19 protein-coding genes are annotated in these 20459 nt (G+C 39.5%); 13 read left to right on the top strand and 6 right to left on the bottom strand.

Features of this window, described 5'->3' with window-relative positions:
* Nucleotides 1–193: 193 nt before the first annotated feature.
* From KTJ10_RS10450 to KTJ10_RS10410, 9 genes are all read left to right on the top strand, one after another.
* Nucleotides 194–2233, top strand: a complete 2040-nt coding sequence (locus KTJ10_RS10450) for a UvrD-helicase domain-containing protein (protein ID WP_005070868.1) — start codon at nucleotides 194–196, stop codon at nucleotides 2231–2233.
* A 24-nt stretch (nucleotides 2234–2257) separates the two neighbouring features.
* The gene (gene dut / locus KTJ10_RS10445; protein WP_002121799.1) at nucleotides 2258–2710 is read left to right on the top strand and encodes a dUTP diphosphatase; all 453 of its coding nucleotides are present in this window, start codon (nucleotides 2258–2260) and stop codon (nucleotides 2708–2710) included.
* Nucleotides 2711–2909: 199 nt separating this feature from the next.
* Nucleotides 2910–4328 carry a phosphomannomutase/phosphoglucomutase gene (locus KTJ10_RS10440; protein ID WP_262441970.1) on the top strand — a complete coding sequence of 473 codons (1419 nt, stop codon included), beginning with the start codon at nucleotides 2910–2912 and terminating at the stop codon, nucleotides 4326–4328.
* A 15-nt stretch (nucleotides 4329–4343) separates the two neighbouring features.
* Nucleotides 4344–5249 (top strand): acetylglutamate kinase, encoded by a 906-nt coding sequence (gene argB / locus KTJ10_RS10435; RefSeq protein ID WP_002121716.1) that lies wholly within the window; start codon nucleotides 4344–4346, stop codon nucleotides 5247–5249.
* Nucleotides 5250–5371: 122 nt separating this feature from the next.
* Entirely contained in the window at nucleotides 5372–6154 is a 783-nt protein-coding gene (locus KTJ10_RS10430; protein ID WP_002121744.1) for a GNAT family N-acetyltransferase, read from the top strand.
* A 108-nt stretch (nucleotides 6155–6262) separates the two neighbouring features.
* Nucleotides 6263–7111 carry a class II glutamine amidotransferase gene (locus KTJ10_RS10425; protein ID WP_262441981.1) on the top strand — a complete coding sequence of 283 codons (849 nt, stop codon included), beginning with the start codon at nucleotides 6263–6265 and terminating at the stop codon, nucleotides 7109–7111.
* A 251-nt stretch (nucleotides 7112–7362) separates the two neighbouring features.
* Complete coding sequence (locus KTJ10_RS10420) at nucleotides 7363–7818, top strand: bacteriohemerythrin (protein WP_002121698.1); 456 nt, start codon at nucleotides 7363–7365, stop codon at nucleotides 7816–7818.
* Nucleotides 7819–7971: 153 nt separating this feature from the next.
* Entirely contained in the window at nucleotides 7972–9039 is a 1068-nt protein-coding gene (locus KTJ10_RS10415) for a hypothetical protein (RefSeq protein ID WP_262441969.1), read from the top strand.
* On the top strand, nucleotides 9039–9353 hold the full coding sequence (locus KTJ10_RS10410; protein WP_086264827.1) for an RnfH family protein: 315 nt from the start codon (nucleotides 9039–9041) through the stop codon (nucleotides 9351–9353). The genes KTJ10_RS10415 and KTJ10_RS10410 overlap by 1 nt, the downstream gene beginning before the upstream one ends.
* A 64-nt stretch (nucleotides 9354–9417) precedes the next feature.
* Here KTJ10_RS10410 and KTJ10_RS10405 read toward each other — a convergent pair whose 3' ends face one another.
* Entirely contained in the window at nucleotides 9418–9816 is a 399-nt protein-coding gene (locus KTJ10_RS10405) for an outer membrane protein assembly factor BamE (protein ID WP_002121740.1), read from the bottom strand.
* Nucleotides 9817–9927: 111 nt separating this feature from the next.
* Between KTJ10_RS10405 and fur the strand changes: the two genes are divergently transcribed.
* Nucleotides 9928–10365 (top strand): ferric iron uptake transcriptional regulator, encoded by a 438-nt coding sequence (fur, locus tag KTJ10_RS10400; protein ID WP_016141990.1) that lies wholly within the window; start codon nucleotides 9928–9930, stop codon nucleotides 10363–10365.
* A gap of 69 nt (nucleotides 10366–10434) precedes the next feature.
* Here the strand turns inward: fur and KTJ10_RS10395 are convergent, their stop codons facing one another.
* The gene (locus KTJ10_RS10395; RefSeq protein ID WP_032037409.1) at nucleotides 10435–11553 is read right to left on the bottom strand and encodes a PilT/PilU family type 4a pilus ATPase; all 1119 of its coding nucleotides are present in this window, start codon (nucleotides 11551–11553) and stop codon (nucleotides 10435–10437) included.
* 19 nt (nucleotides 11554–11572) lie between these two features.
* A complete protein-coding gene (locus tag KTJ10_RS10390; protein ID WP_262441968.1) occupies nucleotides 11573–12610 on the bottom strand; it encodes a type IV pilus twitching motility protein PilT in 1038 nt (345 codons plus the stop codon).
* Between the two features lie 126 nt (nucleotides 12611–12736).
* On the opposite strand from KTJ10_RS10390, the gene KTJ10_RS10385 reads away from it, so the two are divergent.
* A complete protein-coding gene (locus KTJ10_RS10385; protein ID WP_262441967.1) occupies nucleotides 12737–13429 on the top strand; it encodes a YggS family pyridoxal phosphate-dependent enzyme in 693 nt (230 codons plus the stop codon).
* 200 nt (nucleotides 13430–13629) lie between these two features.
* On the opposite strand, the gene KTJ10_RS10380 is transcribed toward KTJ10_RS10385, so the two are convergent.
* Both KTJ10_RS10380 and KTJ10_RS10375 read right to left on the bottom strand, forming a co-directional pair.
* The gene (locus tag KTJ10_RS10380; RefSeq protein WP_262441966.1) at nucleotides 13630–17226 is read right to left on the bottom strand and encodes an AAA family ATPase; all 3597 of its coding nucleotides are present in this window, start codon (nucleotides 17224–17226) and stop codon (nucleotides 13630–13632) included.
* A 9-nt stretch (nucleotides 17227–17235) separates the two neighbouring features.
* Nucleotides 17236–18504 carry an exonuclease SbcCD subunit D gene (locus KTJ10_RS10375; protein WP_031944601.1) on the bottom strand — a complete coding sequence of 423 codons (1269 nt, stop codon included), beginning with the start codon at nucleotides 18502–18504 and terminating at the stop codon, nucleotides 17236–17238.
* Between the two features lie 164 nt (nucleotides 18505–18668).
* On the opposite strand from KTJ10_RS10375, the gene KTJ10_RS10370 reads away from it, so the two are divergent.
* A complete protein-coding gene (locus tag KTJ10_RS10370) occupies nucleotides 18669–19142 on the top strand; it encodes an OsmC family protein (protein WP_216070927.1) in 474 nt (157 codons plus the stop codon).
* 76 nt (nucleotides 19143–19218) lie between these two features.
* On the opposite strand, the gene KTJ10_RS10365 is transcribed toward KTJ10_RS10370, so the two are convergent.
* A complete protein-coding gene (locus tag KTJ10_RS10365; protein ID WP_005075324.1) occupies nucleotides 19219–19596 on the bottom strand; it encodes a VOC family protein in 378 nt (125 codons plus the stop codon).
* A 380-nt stretch (nucleotides 19597–19976) separates the two neighbouring features.
* Between KTJ10_RS10365 and KTJ10_RS10360 the strand changes: the two genes are divergently transcribed.
* The gene (locus KTJ10_RS10360) at nucleotides 19977–20429 is read left to right on the top strand and encodes an ABZJ_00895 family protein (protein ID WP_262441965.1); all 453 of its coding nucleotides are present in this window, start codon (nucleotides 19977–19979) and stop codon (nucleotides 20427–20429) included.
* Nucleotides 20430–20459: the final 30 nt, after the last annotated feature.

Genomic DNA, 20459 nt, shown 5'->3' with positions numbered 1-20459 from the left:
GATCTAGTTTATTGTTTCAAAAACCACCTTCGGGTGGTTTTTTTATGGGTGCATTACAAGAAATAATCACGACATTCTGCGGCGCATAAATTGCATTATTAGACATCATTTATACATATCCGTAGATTTACTATTGGGATTCTAAAAAAGAGATGACTATAATCATGCTCGAAAAATTAAGAGGTAATACACGATGTCATCTGCCAGTCAATTGAACAACAAGCAAGAAGAAGCCATGAAATATACTCAGGGCCCTTTATTGGTGCTTGCTGGCGCTGGTTCAGGTAAAACATCAGTAATTACGCGTAAAATTGCCTATTTAGTGCAACATTGCCGTATTCCTGCACATCGTATAACCGCGATGACCTTCACAAACAAAGCTGCGCGTGAAATGAAAGAGCGTGTGACCAAGCTTTTGTCGCGTGAAGAAGCAAAAGGTTTATCAGTTTCTACCTTCCATACTTTTGGTTTAAACCTTTTACGTTTAGAACTTAAAAATTTACCTTTAAAAGCTAATTTTTCGATTTTGGATGCAGATGACTGTAAACGTATTTTGATGGATCTTATGCATCGCGACAATTTATCGGGTGCAGAGAGTAAAGAATTAATTGCTAAAGCAATGAAGAAAATTTCAGATTGGAAAAACGATCTGATTTTGCCGGAACAAGCACATTCGACTTGTGAAACACCGGAAGATGTCCAGTTTGCTCATCTTTATCAACTTTATGAACGTAATTTACGTGCCTACAATGCCGTCGATTTTGATGACCTCATTGTTATGCCAACACGCTTATTGCAAGAAAATGCAGAAGTACGTGACAAATGGCAAAACCGCGTTCGCTATTTATTGGTTGATGAGTATCAAGATACCAATACGGCTCAGTATATTTTGGTCAAACTTTTAGTTGGGGTAATGGGGCAGTTTACCGCGGTAGGTGATGATGACCAGTCGATTTACGCATGGCGTGGTGCTAAACCTGAAAATATGGCATTGCTTAAGCAGGATTTCCCAAATTTACATATTATTAAGCTTGAACAAAATTACCGTTCGACCAGCCGTATTTTAAAAGCTGCGAACTGTGTGATTCAAAATAATCCACATATTTTTGACAAGAAATTGTGGAGTGATAAAGGGCATGGGGAAGTCATCCGAATCATTACATGTCGTAATGATGACGATGAAGCAGAGCGCGTGGTAAAAGACTTACTGACTCATAAGCTAATGAACGGTAAGAACTGGAAAGATTATGCCGTTTTGTATCGCGGAAACTTTCAGGCACGTGTATTAGAAACCCAGCTTCGCCAAATGCAAATTCCGTATAAACTCTCTGGCGGTACATCGTTCTTCGCGCGTGCAGAAATCAAAGACGTGATGAGTTATTTACGTCTTATTATTAATCCAGAAGATGACAGTGCTTTCTTACGTATTATTAATACACCTAAACGTGCAATTGGCCCTGTTACTCTAGAAAAGTTAGGTTTATTTTCACAAGAAAATAATTTGTCTTTACTCGGTGCTTCTGCTGACCAGCGTTTAAGCATGGTGCTTCCTAAAAAGGCAGAAACACAGCTTCATGAGTTTGCCGATTTTATCGCGACATTTACTCGTGAATTGTTAGAAGATGATGAGCCTGTGCCTAAAGTTCGTCAAATGATGAATGAAGCGGGTTATATGGATTATGTTCGAGAACAGTCAGCAACACCTGCACAAGAGAAAAGTAAGCTCGATAACATCGAGAACTTATTTACCAGTATTCAAAATCTGATTAATCGTGCTGAAGATGTTGATGAAAAGAATATTGAAAGTGTCATCCGAAAACTAGTTTTGCTCGATCTGTTAGAACAGCAGCAGGAAGAAGAAGATACAGACAAAGTTAACCTTCTTACTTTGCATGCAGCAAAAGGTCTGGAATTCCCATATGTGTACATTATGGGACTTGAAGAAGAACTATTGCCTCACAAGAACTCGATTGCAGCAGAAACCATTGAGGAAGAGCGCCGTCTCATGTACGTGGGAATTACACGTGCACGCCAAGGTTTAACGTTAACTTTAGCGGAACAGCGCAAAAATGGCGGACAGATGAAACAAATGACGCCTAGCCGTTTCCTTGATGAGCTTCCACAAGATGAGCTCGAGTGGTTAGGGCGTAAAAAGAAAATTGCGGCTAATGTTGACCCTAAAGAACAGGCTCAACAATATCTGGCAAATTTAAAAGCTTTATTAAAGCGTTAATTTTTTTAATTTTTAGGAAATCCCATGAAAGTTCAAGTGAAATTGCTCGATCCGCGTTTAGGTAAAGAATGGCCTTTACCTTCATATGCAACAGCAGGTTCAGCGGGTTTAGATTTACGTGCCTGTTTAGATGAAGCAATTGATATTGAACCAGGACAAACTGTTTTAGTTAAAACAGGTATGGCAATTTATATTCATGATGTAAATTTTGCTGGTTTAATTTTACCGCGTTCAGGTTTAGGTCATAAACACGGTATCGTGCTTGGCAACTTAGTTGGTTTGATTGATTCGGATTATCAAGGTGAATTGATGGTTTCAGTTTGGAACCGTGGTCAAACTACATTCCGTTTAGAACCAGGTGAGCGCTTGGCACAGTACGTTTTAGTGCCAGTCGTACAAGCTGAATTTGAGCAAGTAGAAGAATTTGAAGAAACTTTACGTGGCGCTGGTGGCTTTGGTCATACAGGTAAACAGTAAGTTTTTCTAAAATATTAACGAAAATCAAACGCCTGTTGAACAGGCGTTTCTTTTTATATCTTGAATGTTACAATGGATTATATTACAACACGCTTTACTCATATTCTTTTAACTTTTTTAGCAAACAAACCTTTCAAAAATTTTGAATAATCTATGTTTTTGCGATAGATCGAATTGATCTTTAAATAGAAGATACGCTATGAATGTAAGACACTCATTTCCAAAAAGTATTTTTCGTGCTTACGATATTAGAGGCAAACTTTCTTACTTAACCACGGACGTTGTCCGTTCAATTGCCTACGGATTGGCACAACAATACAAACAAGCAAAGCAAACTCAATTAGTGATTGGCTATGATGCCCGTCTCACAAGCCCAGCCTATGCACACTTAATTGAAGAAATTTTAATAGAACAAGGTTTAAAAGTGACTAATATTGGTTGCTGTTCATCACCAATGATGTACTACATTGCACGAGATTTTGGTGGCAATGGCATTATGGTGACAGCAAGCCATAACCCAAAATCTGATAATGGTATTAAGTGGATTTTAAAAGGCGAACCGCCGTCTCCGGAAATGATTCAACAGGTGGGTGAAGAAGCCCAAACTTATGTACCAAGCCATTCAATTTCTGTACTTGAGTTAACCTTACCGCAATTTAAGGCTGAATTTTGCCAGCAATACCAACAAGCCATTTTTAAAGATATTCAGCTAAAACGTCCTTTAAAAGTTGTTTTAGATGGTTTGCATGGTTCAGCTGGGCATTGTTCAAAACTAATCTTAGAAAAAATGGGGTGTGAAGTCATTGCTTTACGCACTAATCCAAATGGAGAGTTTCCAGATCACGCACCAGATCCATCACATGCAGCTCATTTAATTAGCTTGCGAAAAGCCGTGGTCGAGCAGCAGGCTGATATTGGTATTGCTTTGGATGGCGATGGAGACCGCGTTGTTTTAGTCGATGAAAAAGCACAGATATTGACCGCAGACCGCTTATTGTCGCTTTTTGCGCAAATGTGCCTTGAGCAGCATCCAGAGCAAGAGATTGTTTTTGATGTGAAATGTTCACGTATGGTTCAAGAGACTGTCGAAAAACTCGGTGGAAAGGCAAAAATGATCCGCACGGGAAGTAGCTTCCTACGGGCTTATTTGTCTCAGTCGGGTGGGCGTGCCATTTTCGGTGGAGAATATGCAGGTCATTATGTGTTTAATGATGGCCGTGGTTTTGGCTACGACGATGGTTTATATGCCGCATTACGAGTAATGGAGTATTTTACTCAATCGAGTGCTACAACAATTTCTGAATTATTTGCTCCATATCCAGAAAGATGTTGTACAGAAGATACCTATATTGGTACTTATCAGTCCGATCCAAAGTATGTATTACAAGATATTGAGATTTTAAGTCATCGTTTAGGGGCACGTATTAGTAAAATCGATGGCGTACGTCTTGATTTTGATGATGGTTTTGGCATTATTCGAGCATCAAATACTGGTGAATACTTCACAGTACGATTTGATGCAGATAATCCTTTACGATTAAAGGAAATCCAGCAAAAATTTGTGGATATGTTACAAGAACACTATCCGCAAATTGCACAAGAACTTTCAGAGGCCTAAGTAAGGAGAGGCGTAATGCCACAACATCAGCATATCGGTGTCGACAAAGCAAAAATCTTGATTGAAGCTTTGCCGTATATTCAACGCTTTACTGGTAAAACGCTGGTGGTGAAATACGGTGGCAACGCAATGACTGATCCGGAGCTTGAAAGTTCATTTGCTCGAGACATTGTTTTACTTAAAACTGTAGGATTAAATCCGATTGTTGTTCACGGTGGTGGGCCACAAGTGGACTCATTCTTAAAGCAGTTAGGCCGTGAATCTGACCGTATTGATGGTATGCGTGTAACTGATGCTGCAACTATGGAAGTGGTTGAAATGGTGTTAGGTGGGAGCGTAAATAAATCAATCGTTAATTTGATTAATAAACACGGTGGACGTGCGATTGGTTTAACAGGTAAAGACGGCAATTTACTTCGTGCCCGCAAATTGCTTATGGAAAAGCAGGAAGAAGATGGTTCTATCAAACATATCGACTTGGGTATGGTTGGTGAAGTGACTGGCGTTAAAACAGATGTATTGGAAATGTTCACCCAAAGTGACTTTATTCCAGTTATTGCACCGCTAGGTGTAGATGAAGAAGGCAATACTTATAATATTAACGCTGATTTAGTTGCAGGTAAGGTTGCAGAAGCATTAGGCGCTGAGAAATTAATTTTGCTCACCAATATTAGCGGTGTGCTTGATGAAAATAAAAATCTGTTAACTGGCCTTACGACACAAGAAGTTGATCGCCTCATTGAAACAGGTGTGATCTATGGCGGTATGATTCCTAAGGTAGGCTGTGCGCTTGATGCTGTTAAAGGCGGCGTTGTGAGTGCACATATTGTTGACGGTCGCGTGCCACATGCCACATTACTTGAAATCTTCACTGATCATGGTGTTGGAACGCTGATTTCTAACCGCACTAAAACAGCTTAAGAAATCCGTTATTCTTAATAAAAAGATCACTCTAGGTGGTCTTTTTTTATACCATTTTAATTTGGTCATTTTTTTGTCATGAGCTTTGACTAGTGTAAGGGGTGTCACTAGGAGCGTTCATTATGCTGGAAAAATTTAATCAATATCGCCAAACCTGGACTTTACCTTTAAATCGTCATAAAGCAATAAATCAGACGCAATTTCGTTTTGAGTGGGTTGATAATTTAAAAGAATTACAAGATGTACAACGGTTTCGTGCACAACAATTTAGTCAACAATTCGGAATCAAGTTTGAAGATAACCTAGACCAAGATATTTACGATTTTGGTTGTGAGCACGCAGTCTTACGTGAAAAGTGGACTGGAGAAATTGTAGCGTACACGCGTCTAAAACTATTTCAAGGCCATGAAATAGCACAGAGTTACAGCGCACATGAGTTTGATATAGTTCCTCAGCTATCGCATCTACCAAATGTGTTAGAAATAGGCCGTACTTGTGTACATCCCCGCTTCCGTAATGGTAAAGCGTTATCTATGTTGTGGTTAAACCTTGCACCCAAAGTGCTATGGTCAATGCGTGCTAAATATTTAATGGGCTGTGTCAGTATTCATTTGCAAGATAATTTGGCTAGAGCGTACTACACGCATCGCCAGATTCAGCAGTTACCAGAAAGTAAAACGATTGATATCCGTTCAAAAAAAATCTATGAACCTGAATATCCTGAGTTTAGCTTTCCACAAGATGAACGTATGCCAAAGCTGTTCCAAATGTATCTGAGCATGCAGTCAAAACTATCGAAACAGGCATTTTTTGATGAAGAGTTTAACTGTTTGGATTATTTTGTATTTCTTGAGGTGAATAAAGTTGCGACCTCATTTGTTATGAATAAAATGGTGCAGCGTTAATCATATTTTCTATTTTGTAATAGCCAGCACATATTGAGATTTGCAAGCACTTTTACTCTCATGCACAATAGAGCAGATGGGGTAATTAGAAGTAGTTTAAAAAGCGATATGTGCCAGCTATTAGGAATGAATTGTGCAACACCAACGGATATCACTTTTTCCTTCCGTGGTTTTTCACAGCGTGCAGGAATTACCTCAGATCATAGTGATGGATTTGGCATTGCATTTTTCGAAGATAAGGCGTGCCGCTTATTTGTTGATAACCAATCGGCAGTTGAGTCTCCAATTGCCGATCTCATTCGTAATTATCCTATTAAATCACGTAACGTGATCGCTCATATCCGTAAGGCCACTCAAGGTAAAATTACTTTAGAAAATTCTCATCCATTTATTCGAGAGTTGTGGGGACGGCATTGGATTTTTGCTCATAATGGCGATTTACATGACTTTAATCCGCCCTTAAGTGGGCGTTTTACACCTGTGGGCAACACAGATAGTGAACGAGCTTTTTGCTATTTGCTTGATCAGTTGGTTGAAGCATTTGGTTATGAAGAACCAAGTCTTGATGAAATATTTGAAGTATTAGAAAAGATTTCTCCGCAAATTGCAGAATACGGTACATTTAATTATTGCCTATCTAATGGTAAGGCATTATTTAGTTATGCCATTACTAAGTTACATTGGCTCGTTCGTGAATATCCATTTAATCATGCTCATTTAATTGATTTAGATGTTGAAGTCGATTTTAGTCAGGTAACCACACCTGAAGACCGTGTGGCAGTAATAACTACAGAACCTTTAACACATAATGAAAATTGGACAGCATATCAACCTGGTGAAATGATTTTATTTCAACATGGTAAACCAATTAAAAAGGCGATTACTTTTGTAGAAAGATTGAAACGTGAACAAGAAAATCCTGAACTTAAACGTATTACGCGCGCAGATCAGTATTAATATAAAATAGATTTAAAATATATAAACAAGGAAGCTTATATATTTTATTCATTTAATGTAAAAATAGTTTGTTTAAAAAATACTTTATTATTTTAGTTGGTTAATTTTAATTAAATCATACAAAAACAATAACTTGTGTTGAATATAATTTTTATAAGCTAAAGCCGACAAATTAGGTTTGTTTTTATTTATATTCTTTAAATATATCATACAGTTTATGCAACAATCATTAAGCATCATTGGGGAGATGTATGAAAATGAAATGGGCTTCAGAATATAATACGGGTATTGATGTTATTGATGAGCAACATAAACGAATACTTGATTATATTAATGAGATTGATGATGTAAAAGATGAAGAGGATAGACGTCGTATTAAGGATGTTTTAGACAATATTATCGATTATACGCAATCACATTTTACTTTCGAAGAGAGTTTGCAAGAGGAAGCTGATTATAAATATCGTGTACCTCATAAACGTGTACATGATTTGTTTATTAAAAAAATAGAGCTATATCGTGAACGTTTTGAAATGGGTCACACAATTGAAGCCGAATTACAAGAAATTTTGGCTAAATGGTTAATTAACCATATTCAACATGACGATGCCGATTATGTGGGGGCAGTAAAAGAAAATATGATGGGAATTATTAGAGAAAAAGAAAAAAAGAAAGGGAAAAACTGGTTTGCTCGGTTTTTCTCATAACCTGAAATAAAAATAAATCATAATTTCAGTTAGCGCGGCAAACTATCGTTTCGGTAGTTTGCTTTTTTTATTGAGCAAACTTTGATTTTCAAGCATGACACGGGCAAAATATCTCTAGTCTTTTTCAAGGAATGCATAATGCAGGACATACCTATGTCACGATGGTTATCGCCCCTGATGGCGTTTTGCTTATCTTTCATCATTATGGCGACATTGGCACCCACGATGGGCATCCAGATTGATCGTCAACTCGATTTCTGGTTATTGTGGTTAGGCACAATGTTGTTATTGGCACTACCAGTTTGTTATTTGGAAATTGCGTTAGCAAAACGGTCGAAGACTACAGCCTTAAATGCTTTATCAAGTTTAACTCGTGAAGCAGATAGTTCCCCAAAATGGCGTTTGGTTGGCTGGCTTGCAGTTATTTTTATTCCATTTTTAGCTGGTAATGTATTAAGTACCGCTGGCAATTTACTGACTACACAGCTTAATAATAGTGTTTCAGGGCAACTCGTTTTTGCTGGCTTTGCTGTTGTGGCCCTCATTTTATCCCTTATTCCACGTCAGATTTTAATTTTACTGATGACGATTGGTGTAATTGCTTCTCTTGTTTTAGCTAACACGATGGGAACGACTTTACAGCCTTGGCATTGGACTAATGTTGAGTTTAAAGAGTGGGGTAATGCAACTGTACTTGCACTTGTTGCGAGTGGGTTAGGCTTAGGGCTTTACTGGCAAAATAGTGTAGGTGCTGTTCAGCCACAAGAAGGAGCAACGAAAACTGTTCTTCCAATCTGGTTAGCTCAGTTAATTGCTGTGATTGCCTTCGGATTCTTTTCTTTACAAGCACAGCTTCCTGTTTTTACTTGGATCTTTACCGCAGTAATGACAACAGCATTATTTGTCCAATTGGCTAGAGAGCAGCTTGCTCAGCGTCAGCTTATGCCTATTTTACAGTGGGTGATTATTGTTGTAGCGATTGCTGTTTGGGCTGTGCCTGAGCTTCATAACATCTTTACGCTGATTTTGATGCTTTGGGGATTACTTATTTGCTTGATCTATGCCATTTTTGCTGGCTGGATTATGAAAATTAGCCATTTGCGTAAATCTATGAATTTTAGCAATGAGTTGTTTTATAACTTATGGCGCATTGCGGTACGTATTGTATTGCCGCTTTCAATTGTGATTGCCATGATTGCGGTAATTGGACAAATGATCTGATGGAAAAAGCTCAGCAAGTGTGGGTTGCTTATGCAGCTCCAGAGCAACAGTTTTTAGTTGCTATTCCATTTGAAGCTGGTATGACTGCATTACAAGCAGTTGAGACGAGTGGTTTGCAGACACAGGTCAGTTTGCCTGAGCCATTACAACTTGGCATCTTTGGTGCAAAAGTTGAAGCACATACGATTTTGCAAGCTGGTGATCGAGTTGAGGTTTATCGACCTTTAACGATCAATCCCAAAGATATACGTCGTAAACGCGCTGAGAAAAACCCTGTGGGGCGATATATTAAAAGTAATCGCTTTAAGCAATAAGCCCCATAAACAAAACCCCTCAAAGTATTTCACTTGAGGGGTTTATTTTTATTAGAAAAAACGATTATAGTGGTGGTGCAGTTAAAATCGCTTCTTTAGAAGCAGGTAAACCTGGTTGCGATTCTGGAATAGTTTCTAAACCTTCAATTTTAGTTACAGTACCAGTTCCATCAAAGTAAATTTTTAAATGCTGACCATGTGCTGCGGGGATTTTAGCTTTTTTAGCATAAGTTCCCGGGATATAGTTGTAAATGTAGTCCCAACGTAGAGGATTTAGAGGATCAGTCACTGTTGGACTACCAAGCAAAAAACGCACTTGCTGGAAATTCATGCCGACTTGTACTTGAGAGGCTTGAGCTTTGGTCAATGGAGTCCCTTGAGGAATATCAACCTTATACACACCAAAGATTGAACAACCAGCAAGGAGTGAAGTGACTAATAACGTCAGCACGAGTTTTTGCATTTTGCTACACTATCCCAATAAATTATGATGCATTTGATCAAAGGATAGATCATACTTCATCTAAATTCTATTGCCTATTCCAACTTGAGATTTGTTGAGAGACCTTTTTTCATGCCTATTTCCAATCAAGATTTGCGCAAAGCTGGACTTAAAGTTACCCTTCCACGAATTAAGATTTTGGAATTATTAGAAAATTCAAAACAACATCATCTTAGCGCTGAAGATATTTACAAGACTTTGTTAGAACAAGGGGAAGATGTCGGCCTTGCGACAGTTTACCGTGTGTTAACACAATTTGAAGCTGCGGGTATCATTCAGCGCCACCATTTTGAAAACAATCATTCTGTTTTTGAAATTATGCAAGAAGATCACCACGATCATTTGGTTTGCCATAATTGCAATAAAGTTATTGAATTTACTAATGATATTATCGAGAAAGAACAGCATGCTGTAGCAGAGCAACATGGGTTTACCTTAACGGGTCACTCATTAAATCTCTACGGTTACTGTAACGAACCTGAATGTCAGGAAGTGCTGCGCAAGAAATAATCGTTTTCACACAAAGAAAACAAATAAAAAAGGAAGGTTACGTTTAACCTTCCTTTTTTTATGAAGAAATTACTGTCGGTCGAAGGTTAAATGCTGATTTGTGCCTGCAATTTGATCAGGACTTTCTTCGGCAAGCTTAATTGTTAAACGCAAATCGTTTGGTGAGTCGGCATGTTTTAATGCATCTTTGTACGTAATTTGGCCTGACTTATAAAGATCAAACAGTGCTTGGTCAAAAGTTTGCATACCGAGTTCACGTGAGCGTTTCATTAAATCTTTAATTTCATGAATTTCGCCTTTGCGAATATAGTCTGAAATTAGTGGTGAGTTAATGAGAATCTCAATCGCTGCACGGCGCGAATTACCATCAGGCGTTGGAATAAGTTGCTGTGCAATCATGGCCTTTAAGTTAAGTGATAAATCCATGTAGAGCTGGCTATGACGGTCACTTTCAAAGAAGTGAATAATACGGTCAAGTGCTTGGTTGGCGTTGTTCGCATGCATTGTGGCTAATACAAGGTGACCTGTTTCGGCGAAGCCAATCGCGTAGTCCATAACTTCACGAGAGCGAATCTCACCAATCAAGATTACATCGGGTGCTTGTCGCAAAGTATTCTTTAAGGCAATTTCGAATGAGTCTGTATCAATTCCGACTTCACGTTGAGTAATGATGCAGCCAGCGTGTTCGTGAATAAACTCAATCGGGTCTTCAATGGTAATGATATGACCTTTAGAGTTATGGTTCCGATAGCTAATCATTGAAGCTAAAGAAGTCGATTTACCTGTACCTGTTGCCCCTACAAAAATAATGATGCCGCGTTTGGTCATCGATAAATCTTTAAGCACAGGTGGTAATTGCAAGTCATCAATTGAAGGAATTTTAGTTTCAATTCGACGTAATACCATGCCTGGCATGTCGCGTTGCTGAAAAGCACTGACACGAAAGCGGGCAGTTTTATCACGGTTCATAATGGCAAAGTTACATTCACGAGTCTCAGCAAATTCTTTGCGTTGTTTTTCACTCATGATGGAATGTAATAGTTGTCCAATAATTTCGCCTGAAAGACTATTTTTTGAAATGGGAACAATTTGCCCGTTAATCTTCATCGATGGTGCAACGCCATCTGTAATAAAGAGGTCGGATGATTTTTTTTCAACCATTAGGTTGAGTAGGTCATTAAAATCCATATTTATTCTCTAGTTATTTTTATAGGAATGATTCAGGCTGTTTGGCAGCAGTACGAGCTGTTAGAGGGCTGATCACACCGCGAGACACCAAATTTTTTAAGCTTTGGTCGAGGGTGGTCATGCCATGATTTGCGCCAGTCTGAATAGCTGAATACATTTGCGCGACTTTGTTTTCACGAATTAAGTTACGAATTGCAGGAATACCAATCATGATTTCATGGGCTGCGACACGGCCACCGCCATTCTTTTTAAGCAGGGTTTGTGAAATAACAGCCTGTAAAGATTCAGACAGCATGGCACGAACCATGTCTTTTTCTTCGGCTGGGAATACGTCAATTACACGGTCAATGGTTTTCGCAGCAGAAGTGGTATGCAGCGTACCAAACACCAAATGACCTGTTTCGGCAGCAGTAAGCGCTAAACGAATAGTCTCGAGGTCACGCATCTCACCGACCAAAATAATATCTGGGTCTTCACGCAGTGCTGAACGTAGTGCCTCATTAAAGCCGTGTGTATCACGATGCACTTCACGTTGGTTAATGAGACATTTCTTAGACTGATGTACAAATTCGATAGGGTCTTCAACCGTTAGAATGTGGTCATAACGGTTTTCGTTGATGTAGTCCATCATCGCTGCAAGTGTAGTCGATTTACCAGAACCTGTTGGACCCGTAACTAATACAATACCGCGTGGATAGTCACAAATGTCTTTAAAGATTTGACCTAAGCCTAAATCTTCCATGGTGAGTACTTTGGACGGAATGGTACGAAACACTGCACCCGCACCACGGTTTTGGTTAAATGCGTTAACACGAAAACGAGCAACGTTGGGCACTTCAAAAGAAAAGTCAGTTTCGAGTTTTTCTTCGTAGTCACGACGCTGTTTATCATTCATGATGTCGTAGACCAAACGATGAACATCTTTATGATCTAGAGCAGGTAAGTTAATGCGACGGACTTCACCATCCACGCGAATCATTGGCGGCATGCCAGCAGACAAGTGTAAATCGGACGCGCCATTTTTCACAGAGAAGGCGAGTAGCTCTGTAATATCCATAATTTCCCCAAGTAAATCAAAATATGTCATTATTTTGTAGAATAATATACGGCTTTCACCGAGGCTTACCAACACCTCGCTTTAGGTGAAAAGCAAAAAAGTTTTTTGAAAATGAGAACCTTGTCAATGAATTACCTGCAAGATGCGCGACAGCACGTATTACAGCAAATCCAAAGTGCTTGTGAACATGCTCAACGTGCGCCTGAAACCGTACAACTTTTAGCCGTATCGAAAACACATCCAAGTGAAAGTTTGCGTGAAATGTATGCAGCAGGGCAAAGAGCATTTGGCGAGAACTATTTGCAAGAAGCTTTAGATAAAGTCGAAGCTTTACAGGATTTAGGCATTGAATGGCATTTCATTGGTCATGTTCAACGCAACAAGACGAAGCATTTGGCCGAGAAATTTGATTGGGTACATGGTGTAGATCGTTTAATTATTGCCGAGCGCCTATCTAACCAGCGTGGTGATGATCAATCTGCGCTTAATATTTGTTTGCAAGTGAATATTGATGGGCAAGACAGTAAAGATGGCTGTGTACCAGATGAAGTTGCCGAGTTAGTTGGTCAAATGAGTCAACTACCGAAAATCAGGTTACGTGGCTTAATGGTCATTCCAGCGCCTGACAATACTGCCGCTTTTGCAGATGCTAAAGCCTTGTTTGATGCTGTGAAAGACCAACATGCCCACCCAGAGGATTGGGACACTTTAAGTATGGGAATGTCGAGTGATTTAGAAGCTGCAATTGCGGCTGGTTCAACCATGGTTCGTGTAGGAACAGCCTTATTTGGTGCTAGAGACTATTCGCAAAAAAGGTGATGTAAGCTTTATCTTACAGAAACTGCGGCCTTTTGCGGCTATGGCAGGCAACGCTTTTTTCGTATTATGAACTCATCAGGAAACAGGATGTTTCTAAGAATAACAATAAACAGTGATGAATGGATGCATACAGGTACGACAGGAGTTATACCAACGCAGAATCTAAAAAAGCCCCGACAGGATGTCGGGGCTTTTTAGTTTTAACCTACTACTTCTATGGTACTTGCACCTGCGCCGAGTGGTTTTACCTGAATTTGTACAGGAATACGCTCATGCATTTCTTGAATGTGTGAGATGAGAATGACCTGACGACCCTGATTTTGCAATTGGTCTAAAGCATTCATGACCATGTGCAAAGATGAGGCATCTAAAGTACCAAAGCCTTCATCAATAAACAGTGATTCAATTTTCATTGACCCCGATGCCATATTGGCAATCGCTAAAGATAAGGCCAGTGCAGTTAAGAACGACTCACCGCCAGATAAAGAAGCAACAGAGCGGGTTTCTCCATCCATGTCATGGTCAATAATGGCAAGGCTTAAAGACTGATCTAGGCGTTTTAGCGTATAACGTTGCGACAGCATCGCCAATTGCTGGTTGGCATGTTCAACTAAAATATCTAGGTGATATTGCTGAGCGTAGTCGCGGAACTCTTTACCTTTGGCGTCACCAATCAAACCTGAAATTTTGCTCCAGCGATGTTCTTCTTGCTGAATATTTTGAATTTGCTCGGCGTATTGTTGCTGCTTAGCTAGATTTTGCTGATGCACTTCAAGTTTAAGTTTAAGTCGATCACGTACTTCAAGCTGGGTTTTGAGCTGTGCAATATTGTCTTGAATAAGGCTAACAAGCTTTTCATATTCAATATCTGGCTGAGTTTGTAAGTGCTCGCTCAATTGCTCGTGCATGGTTTTAAGTGCAGAAGAGGCTTCACTTAATAAACGCTCGGCATGATTAAGACGGTTACGAATGTCTTGCTCTTGGGCGGAATTGATTTGCATGAGCGCCGTAAGATCAGTTGCCTGAAAATCAGTATGGGCTTTTAACCAGTTTTGAATTTGTTCATCAATCTGCTGCTGGTGCTCCGCAGTGTGTCGATGTTGATGCTTAAGCTGATCGAGTGCTTGTTTTTGCTGCTCAAAGTGCTGTCTAGTTTGTTCAAAACATTGTTTAGCCTCGTGATACGCCGTTTGTTGTTGCTGACGTTTAACGTCATGCTCAATTAGCCATTCGTGCGGTTTAATATCAGAGAGGCCCGTCATTTGCTGAATGAGCGACACCGCTTTTTCATTATTTTGTTGGCCTTTAAGCGTAATCTCTTGGAGATTTTGATCGATCTCATCAATTTGCTTGGCCATTTGTTCAAAGTTAGCAGTCAACATTTTAAGTTCTTGTTGCTGCTGTTCAAAACGATGTGAAAGCTGTTCTTGTTGCTCAAGCTGCTTAGCGCGTGCATCAAGAATAGTCCAAGTCTGCTTAGCCGTTTGGCTACTCGACTGCTGCCATGCGTGCTGTTCGGCTTCAGATAAACACTCAACAATATGTTGAACTTGTTGTTGCCATTGCTGTGCCGTATTGAGCAAGCTTTCATTGCGCTGAATAGATTGCAGCAGTTGATTGTGATGTTTAATCGCTTGGGTTAAACGCAAGTTTTCTGAGTCAAATGAATTTATGGCAGTTTGCGCAGCTTGTCTGAGTTCGTTCAGCGTTAGCAAGATCTGCTCAGGAGCTTGATTAAGCTCAATATGTAATTGATTGAGCTTAAACGTTTGCTCAAGCTCTTGTTGCAAGCTTGATTGTTTTGTTTGAAGTTGAGCTAGATATTTCTGAACTTGCTCAAGCTCGGTACGACACTGGGTAAGTGCATGTTGCTGGGTTTGCCATGCATTAAATTTAGTTTGCTCGAGTGCAACAGCTTGCTGCTCTTGTTGTTGCTGCAAATCGAACAAGGCTTTGGAGACTGCACTGTCATCAACACGATAGGGATGATGTGTACTTCCGCATACTAGACAAGCTTCGCCTTCTTTAAGATTGGCCCGTAACTGCTCAATATTTTCAGTGTGTAGTAAACGCTGCTGTTGCAAAATGTGCTGTAACTTTTCACGTTCAGTTTTTGCTGTTTGGTAGTCTTGTTCAGCTAACTGGCAAACGGTTTTAAGCTGTTCTTCTTGCGCGGAGGTTTGAGTATGTTTTTCGTTGAATTGTTGAAGCTCAGCATATAGCTCATGATAAATTTTTATTTTTTGCTGAATCAGATCTAACTGAGTGATTTGAGCAAGTTTCTGATCTTTATCTTTACGCTGTTGCTCAAGTTTTAACTCAATTTGTTCAACTGTGCCGAGTGAAGCTGTGAGTTGTTCGAGTTCACTTTTAGCTTCCGATAATTTTTGGCGGGCAAGGGTAGGATTGCCAAGCTGTTGTTCAATTGCTTCGTAATTTTGAATAAATTGCCCGAGCTGATGCAGATGCGCTGAAAGGCCCTTATCTAATACCGCATATTGCTGAGTTTGAGTAAGCTGCTGTTGTAGATGAATTTTGTTCTGCTCAAGCTGTACAATCTGCTGTTGCACAGTGTTTTGCTGTTGTTGCACTGGACTGAGTTTCTGCTCAAGTACATTTTTCTTTTCTTTGCACTTTTTATATTCATCAGCAATAAAAGCACGTTCCTGAATGGACTGCCGAACTTGATTTAAAGCATATTGATGCTGTTGCTCAAAATCGAGTGTTTGTTTGAGCTCTTGTTCTGCGAGTTGATATTGTTTTTGCCCCGTTTCAAAAATTTGCACCAACTCATTAAACTTGGTTTGCGCTTGCTGAATTTGCGGCTCAAGCTGTTGCAATGTTTGTAAAATTTGAGATTTCTGAAAAACTTGTGGGCGTATTTCAGAGAAAACTTCGAGTCGTTTTAATTGCTCACGCTCACCAGCCAATTGCTGATGGTGATTTTGTTGAGTTTGAAATTGTTGCTGTTTAGCTTGAACTTCTTGTTCAAGTTTTGCTTTGCGTTCAAACCATTGTTGTTGTTTGTCTAAGACATTTTTTTGTTGTTCTAACTGTTGATGATTTTGTTCGGCCTGCTGATATTGTTCGGTAAATGCAGCAATTTCTTCATCAGACAAAATTTCAATGTGGCCTAAGAACTCTTCAAACTGTTTACGCTGCTTTGCAATATCGGCTGTTTTACGAAAGGCCAATTCACCGATTTTGGCGAAAATACTGGAGTTGGTTAGGTACTCGAGTAACTCACCGCGTTCGCTGTCTCTTGCTTTTAAAAATGCGGTTACTTCTGACTGGGCAAGTAATACAGCACGCGTAAACTGTTCAAAAGAAAGCTGGGTAATTTGTTTAACTTTTTCATCAACCGCTTTGGCTTTATCAGCAAGCACGACACCATCGGTTAAGCATTTTAAGTGGCGCTGTACGCTTTGTAATTTACCATTTGGGTTTTCACGTGCCCGTTTAATTTCCCAACGAGCCAAATAGCGCTTTTGATCTTGTGCGATAAAGCAAAGCTCAGCAAAACCATGTCCTGTACCACGGCGTAAGACAGTTAAAGGTGAGTTAGTGAGTAACTCAGAACCATCAACATCTTTTAATTTACCATCACTGTCTTTCAAGCGAGGCACCCGATTAAACAAAGCCAGACACATGGCATCTAAAATAGTCGATTTACCAGCACCAGTTTTTCCCACAATCGCAATGAGACCTGCATGGGCGAGAGGCGCGCTTTCAAAATCAATAAAGTGTTCATCAGAAAGAGATGCCAGATTTTTTATTCGAATGGATAAAATTTTCATGACATATCCTTAAGGTGTTGCATCATTTTCAAGATATTTTTGTGCTTCTTGTACTAGACTTAGAAAATCTTTTAAGACCGCATCATCAGCGTTGTAACCTTGTTTTTCCCAGATATTTTGAAAGAGTTTTTCTGGTGTTGGCGGTTCAAGTGCGATTTGCTGAGTGGTATTTGAATCAGCCGCATCTTTATTCACATATTGACGTGAAATACGTACTAAACGGTAGCGGTCAGACGGTAGAGCTGCTTCAAACTGCTGACGTAAATTAGGCTGTGGCGGCGTTAAACTATAATATTCAATATCGACATATTCACGGTGGTCAATATTCTCAATCACGCCGCTTGGTAAGGCTTTGAGTTGTTGCAAGACTTCATTTAATTCACCACGAATGCGGTGCAACTGTATACAACGCGGAATTTCTACAGCGTCAAATTGCAAACGGCTGTCTGCCTCCTGAGTCGGATCAACTTTGACCTCAACCACTTGGTGTTTATAGTTTATTTCACTAAAAGAAAGCGGAATTGGCGAGCCACTATAACGAATGTGTGGCTGACCTACTTTTTGTGGTTTATGTAGATGTCCTAAAGCGACATAGTCGACAGCATCTTCAAACAAAGTAGTTGAAAGTGCCTCTTCATTACCAATAATAATTGGGCGTTCAGAGTCGGATGTTTCCCCACCTTGCATATGCGCATGCGACATCAAAATAAGTGCTTGGTCTGGTGTCTTGCGACGTTTGGCTTCTGCTATGAGTTGCTGGTGCAAATAGGCAATTGCGTTTTTGCTATTGGTGGTATGTTCGTTAAAACCCGTAATTTCGGCCGAACGTAAAAAAGGCAGGGCAAGGCACCACGCCACAATATCCTGATTTTGATTATAAATAGGCAAAAGTAGTCGATCGAGATCTAGAGTTTTATCTTCATTCCAGCGAACCACGCCCACGGTTTTTGCATTGTATTTTTCTAAAAGTGGTTCGACCTGTTCAATACGGTAGCCTGAGTCATGATTGCCCGCAATCATGAGTGTTTGCATGTGCGGTGCAATGCGATGTGCATCTGCTAAAAATTGGTAGAGTTGTTTTTGTGCTTGTGAACCCGGGTTAATGACATCAAAAATATCGCCAGCAATAAGCAGGGCATGCGGTTGTTTTTCTTGAATTTGAGTGAGCAACCAGCTTAAAAATTGTTGGTGTTCGTAGTGTCGTGAATGATTATAAAAAAACTGCCCCAAATGCCAGTCAGAAGTATGTAGAAAATGTACGGACATAGAAACAGACATCAAGCCAAAATAAACACAGATACGTTAGCATAAATTGGCAGGAGATTTTATCAAGACATTTTAAAGTGCTCGTTATTTAAGCCCAAAGTAAAACTTGAATTAAATTTTTCACTTTAAACTCTGCTTTGTTACTATCAGGTCAAACCATGAACTTTGAGAATAAAATGACCATTCATGAATACGAAGTAAAAATACAGTGGGAAGGCAATACAGGAACTGGCACTTCTTCTTATCGTTCATATAAAAGAGACTTTAGTATTCAACATCCGCAAAAGGCCACGATTCAAGGTTCATCAGACCCAGCCTATTTAGGTGATGTGACCAGATGGAACCCAGAAGATTTATTGGTTGCATCAGCTTCAGCTTGTCATAAGCTTTGGTATTTACACCTATGTGCAGTCAATCATATTCATGTGCTGAGTTATGTCGACCATGCACTTGGTTTTATGGAAGATGCAGATCCAGTTAAACGTGGTCACTTTACCCAAATTATTTTAAGACCAGAGATTGTTTTGGAAAAAGGTGCCGATCAAGAGCTTGCTGCAAAACTACATGAAGAAGCGCATCATGAATGCATGATTGCCAATTCGATGAATTTCCCAATTACATGTGAAGCCAGCTTTAGCTTTGCTGAATAATTAATATGGAATAGCCACCGATAAAAAGGCGGTGGCTATACATTAAAAAAATAAATAGAGTCGTTAAATAAGATCTTTAAGCTGCATTTTCATCGACTTGGAAAATACCAAAAACGTTGTGGTCTAAATCGACAAAGTAACCATGCCAAGCACGACCGGGAATGGCGAATTTATCCATCGCGACAATACCACCTTGCGCTAAAATTTTTGCAGCCACTTCATCGAAGTTTTCGACCTGAACCGAACAGGTAAATGCATTGGTGCCATATTCCATTGGAGGCGTTTGAGCGGGGCGTTTTAATAGTCCACCCATAATCGAAGGTGTCTCTATGCGGTAATATTCAATTGGTAAGTTTGGATCTAATTTAAATTGCCAACCAAACACAGCTTGGTAAAACTGCGCATCGCGGGCAGGGTTTGAAGACTGGATTTCAAAATAGGCAATAGTGTTCATATTATTTAAATCATATTTTTATGGTGCAAAAAGTATACGCATAGCCTTTATAGCCACGAAAGCATTATTGTGTATGGGGAGCGTAAAATAAATGAAAGTGCTAGAAAATAAAAACCGACGATTCGAGTGATGAGAGAATCGTCGGTCAAAAACTTCATCAAGGGTTTCGGCTGCTAACAAAACCTAATCCGAAGGAAGGAAAGAGTCGTAATGAAAGGTCACCGAAACAATTTTGCGGATGCCGTGCAAAGGAAGTATTCGGTTGCTGCGACCTTGTTACCCTATATAACGTCAAGAGATCAGGATTGGTTGACAGAAAAATGAAAAAAAATCGAAAAAAATTTATAATTATTTTTTGAACCCATAAATTAGGCAAAAATATGACCAAATTACGTTTTTACTTTCTCTGGTTTTTTGGTTTATGCATCGTGCTCACCTTAATTGTAGGTGTGGTTGCAGCACTATTACCAGCGAGTGTAGGCGGTATTTTAACAGCCGTTCCATATTTAGGCGCAATGATTTTTGTCTTATTTAAATTTTTAAAGAAAGAACGCCGTGCACCGACTGTACCAGAAAAGAAGAAATTTACTTTAGGTTTTACCTTGATTTTTTGGGGCTATAACTTGTGTGGTGTTTTATTTGGTCTGTTTTTATTTGCCAGAAAAGACCCTGAGATTTTGCAAAACTTTATGCTTTACCTCAAACAACCTCAATTTTTAAGCATTATGGTGATTATGCTTTTAATGTTAGCTATTCCGCTTTATTTAATTACCTACTGGTTTTATGGCAAACAAGCACAGCGAATGGCTGACAAAATGTTTAATGTGCAATAGATCACTACGAAAACTCATACGATTAAATAT

The sequence above is a fragment of the Acinetobacter sp. WU_MDCI_Abxc222 genome (assembly GCF_025514755.1).
GTDB classification, from domain to species: domain Bacteria; phylum Pseudomonadota; class Gammaproteobacteria; order Pseudomonadales; family Moraxellaceae; genus Acinetobacter; species Acinetobacter geminorum.
This window is presented reverse-complemented; position numbering and strand designations above follow the sequence as displayed.

Excerpts from the sequence above, each read along its gene's own strand:
- KTJ10_RS10440 (WP_262441970.1), top strand. The coding sequence starts at position 2,910 with ATGAATGTAAGACACTCATTTCCAAAAAGTATTTTTCGTGCTTACGAT.
- KTJ10_RS10380 (WP_262441966.1), bottom strand. The coding sequence starts at position 17,226 with ATGAAAATTTTATCCATTCGAATAAAAAATCTGGCATCTCTTTCTGAT.
- KTJ10_RS10365 (WP_005075324.1), bottom strand. The coding sequence starts at position 19,596 with ATGAACACTATTGCCTATTTTGAAATCCAGTCTTCAAACCCTGCCCGC.
- KTJ10_RS10375 (WP_031944601.1), bottom strand. The coding sequence starts at position 18,504 with ATGTCTGTTTCTATGTCCGTACATTTTCTACATACTTCTGACTGGCAT.
- KTJ10_RS10395 (WP_032037409.1), bottom strand. The coding sequence starts at position 11,553 with ATGGATTTTAATGACCTACTCAACCTAATGGTTGAAAAAAAATCATCC.
- KTJ10_RS10370 (WP_216070927.1), top strand. The coding sequence starts at position 18,669 with ATGACCATTCATGAATACGAAGTAAAAATACAGTGGGAAGGCAATACA.
- KTJ10_RS10425 (WP_262441981.1), top strand. The coding sequence starts at position 6,263 with ATGTGCCAGCTATTAGGAATGAATTGTGCAACACCAACGGATATCACT.
- dut (WP_002121799.1), top strand. The coding sequence starts at position 2,258 with ATGAAAGTTCAAGTGAAATTGCTCGATCCGCGTTTAGGTAAAGAATGG.
- KTJ10_RS10385 (WP_262441967.1), top strand. The coding sequence starts at position 12,737 with ATGAATTACCTGCAAGATGCGCGACAGCACGTATTACAGCAAATCCAA.
- KTJ10_RS10430 (WP_002121744.1), top strand. The coding sequence starts at position 5,372 with ATGCTGGAAAAATTTAATCAATATCGCCAAACCTGGACTTTACCTTTA.
- KTJ10_RS10415 (WP_262441969.1), top strand. The coding sequence starts at position 7,972 with ATGTCACGATGGTTATCGCCCCTGATGGCGTTTTGCTTATCTTTCATC.
- KTJ10_RS10360 (WP_262441965.1), top strand. The coding sequence starts at position 19,977 with ATGACCAAATTACGTTTTTACTTTCTCTGGTTTTTTGGTTTATGCATC.
- fur (WP_016141990.1), top strand. The coding sequence starts at position 9,928 with ATGCCTATTTCCAATCAAGATTTGCGCAAAGCTGGACTTAAAGTTACC.
- KTJ10_RS10410 (WP_086264827.1), top strand. The coding sequence starts at position 9,039 with ATGGAAAAAGCTCAGCAAGTGTGGGTTGCTTATGCAGCTCCAGAGCAA.
- KTJ10_RS10420 (WP_002121698.1), top strand. The coding sequence starts at position 7,363 with ATGAAAATGAAATGGGCTTCAGAATATAATACGGGTATTGATGTTATT.
- KTJ10_RS10450 (WP_005070868.1), top strand. The coding sequence starts at position 194 with ATGTCATCTGCCAGTCAATTGAACAACAAGCAAGAAGAAGCCATGAAA.
- KTJ10_RS10405 (WP_002121740.1), bottom strand. The coding sequence starts at position 9,816 with ATGCAAAAACTCGTGCTGACGTTATTAGTCACTTCACTCCTTGCTGGT.
- argB (WP_002121716.1), top strand. The coding sequence starts at position 4,344 with ATGCCACAACATCAGCATATCGGTGTCGACAAAGCAAAAATCTTGATT.
- KTJ10_RS10390 (WP_262441968.1), bottom strand. The coding sequence starts at position 12,610 with ATGGATATTACAGAGCTACTCGCCTTCTCTGTGAAAAATGGCGCGTCC.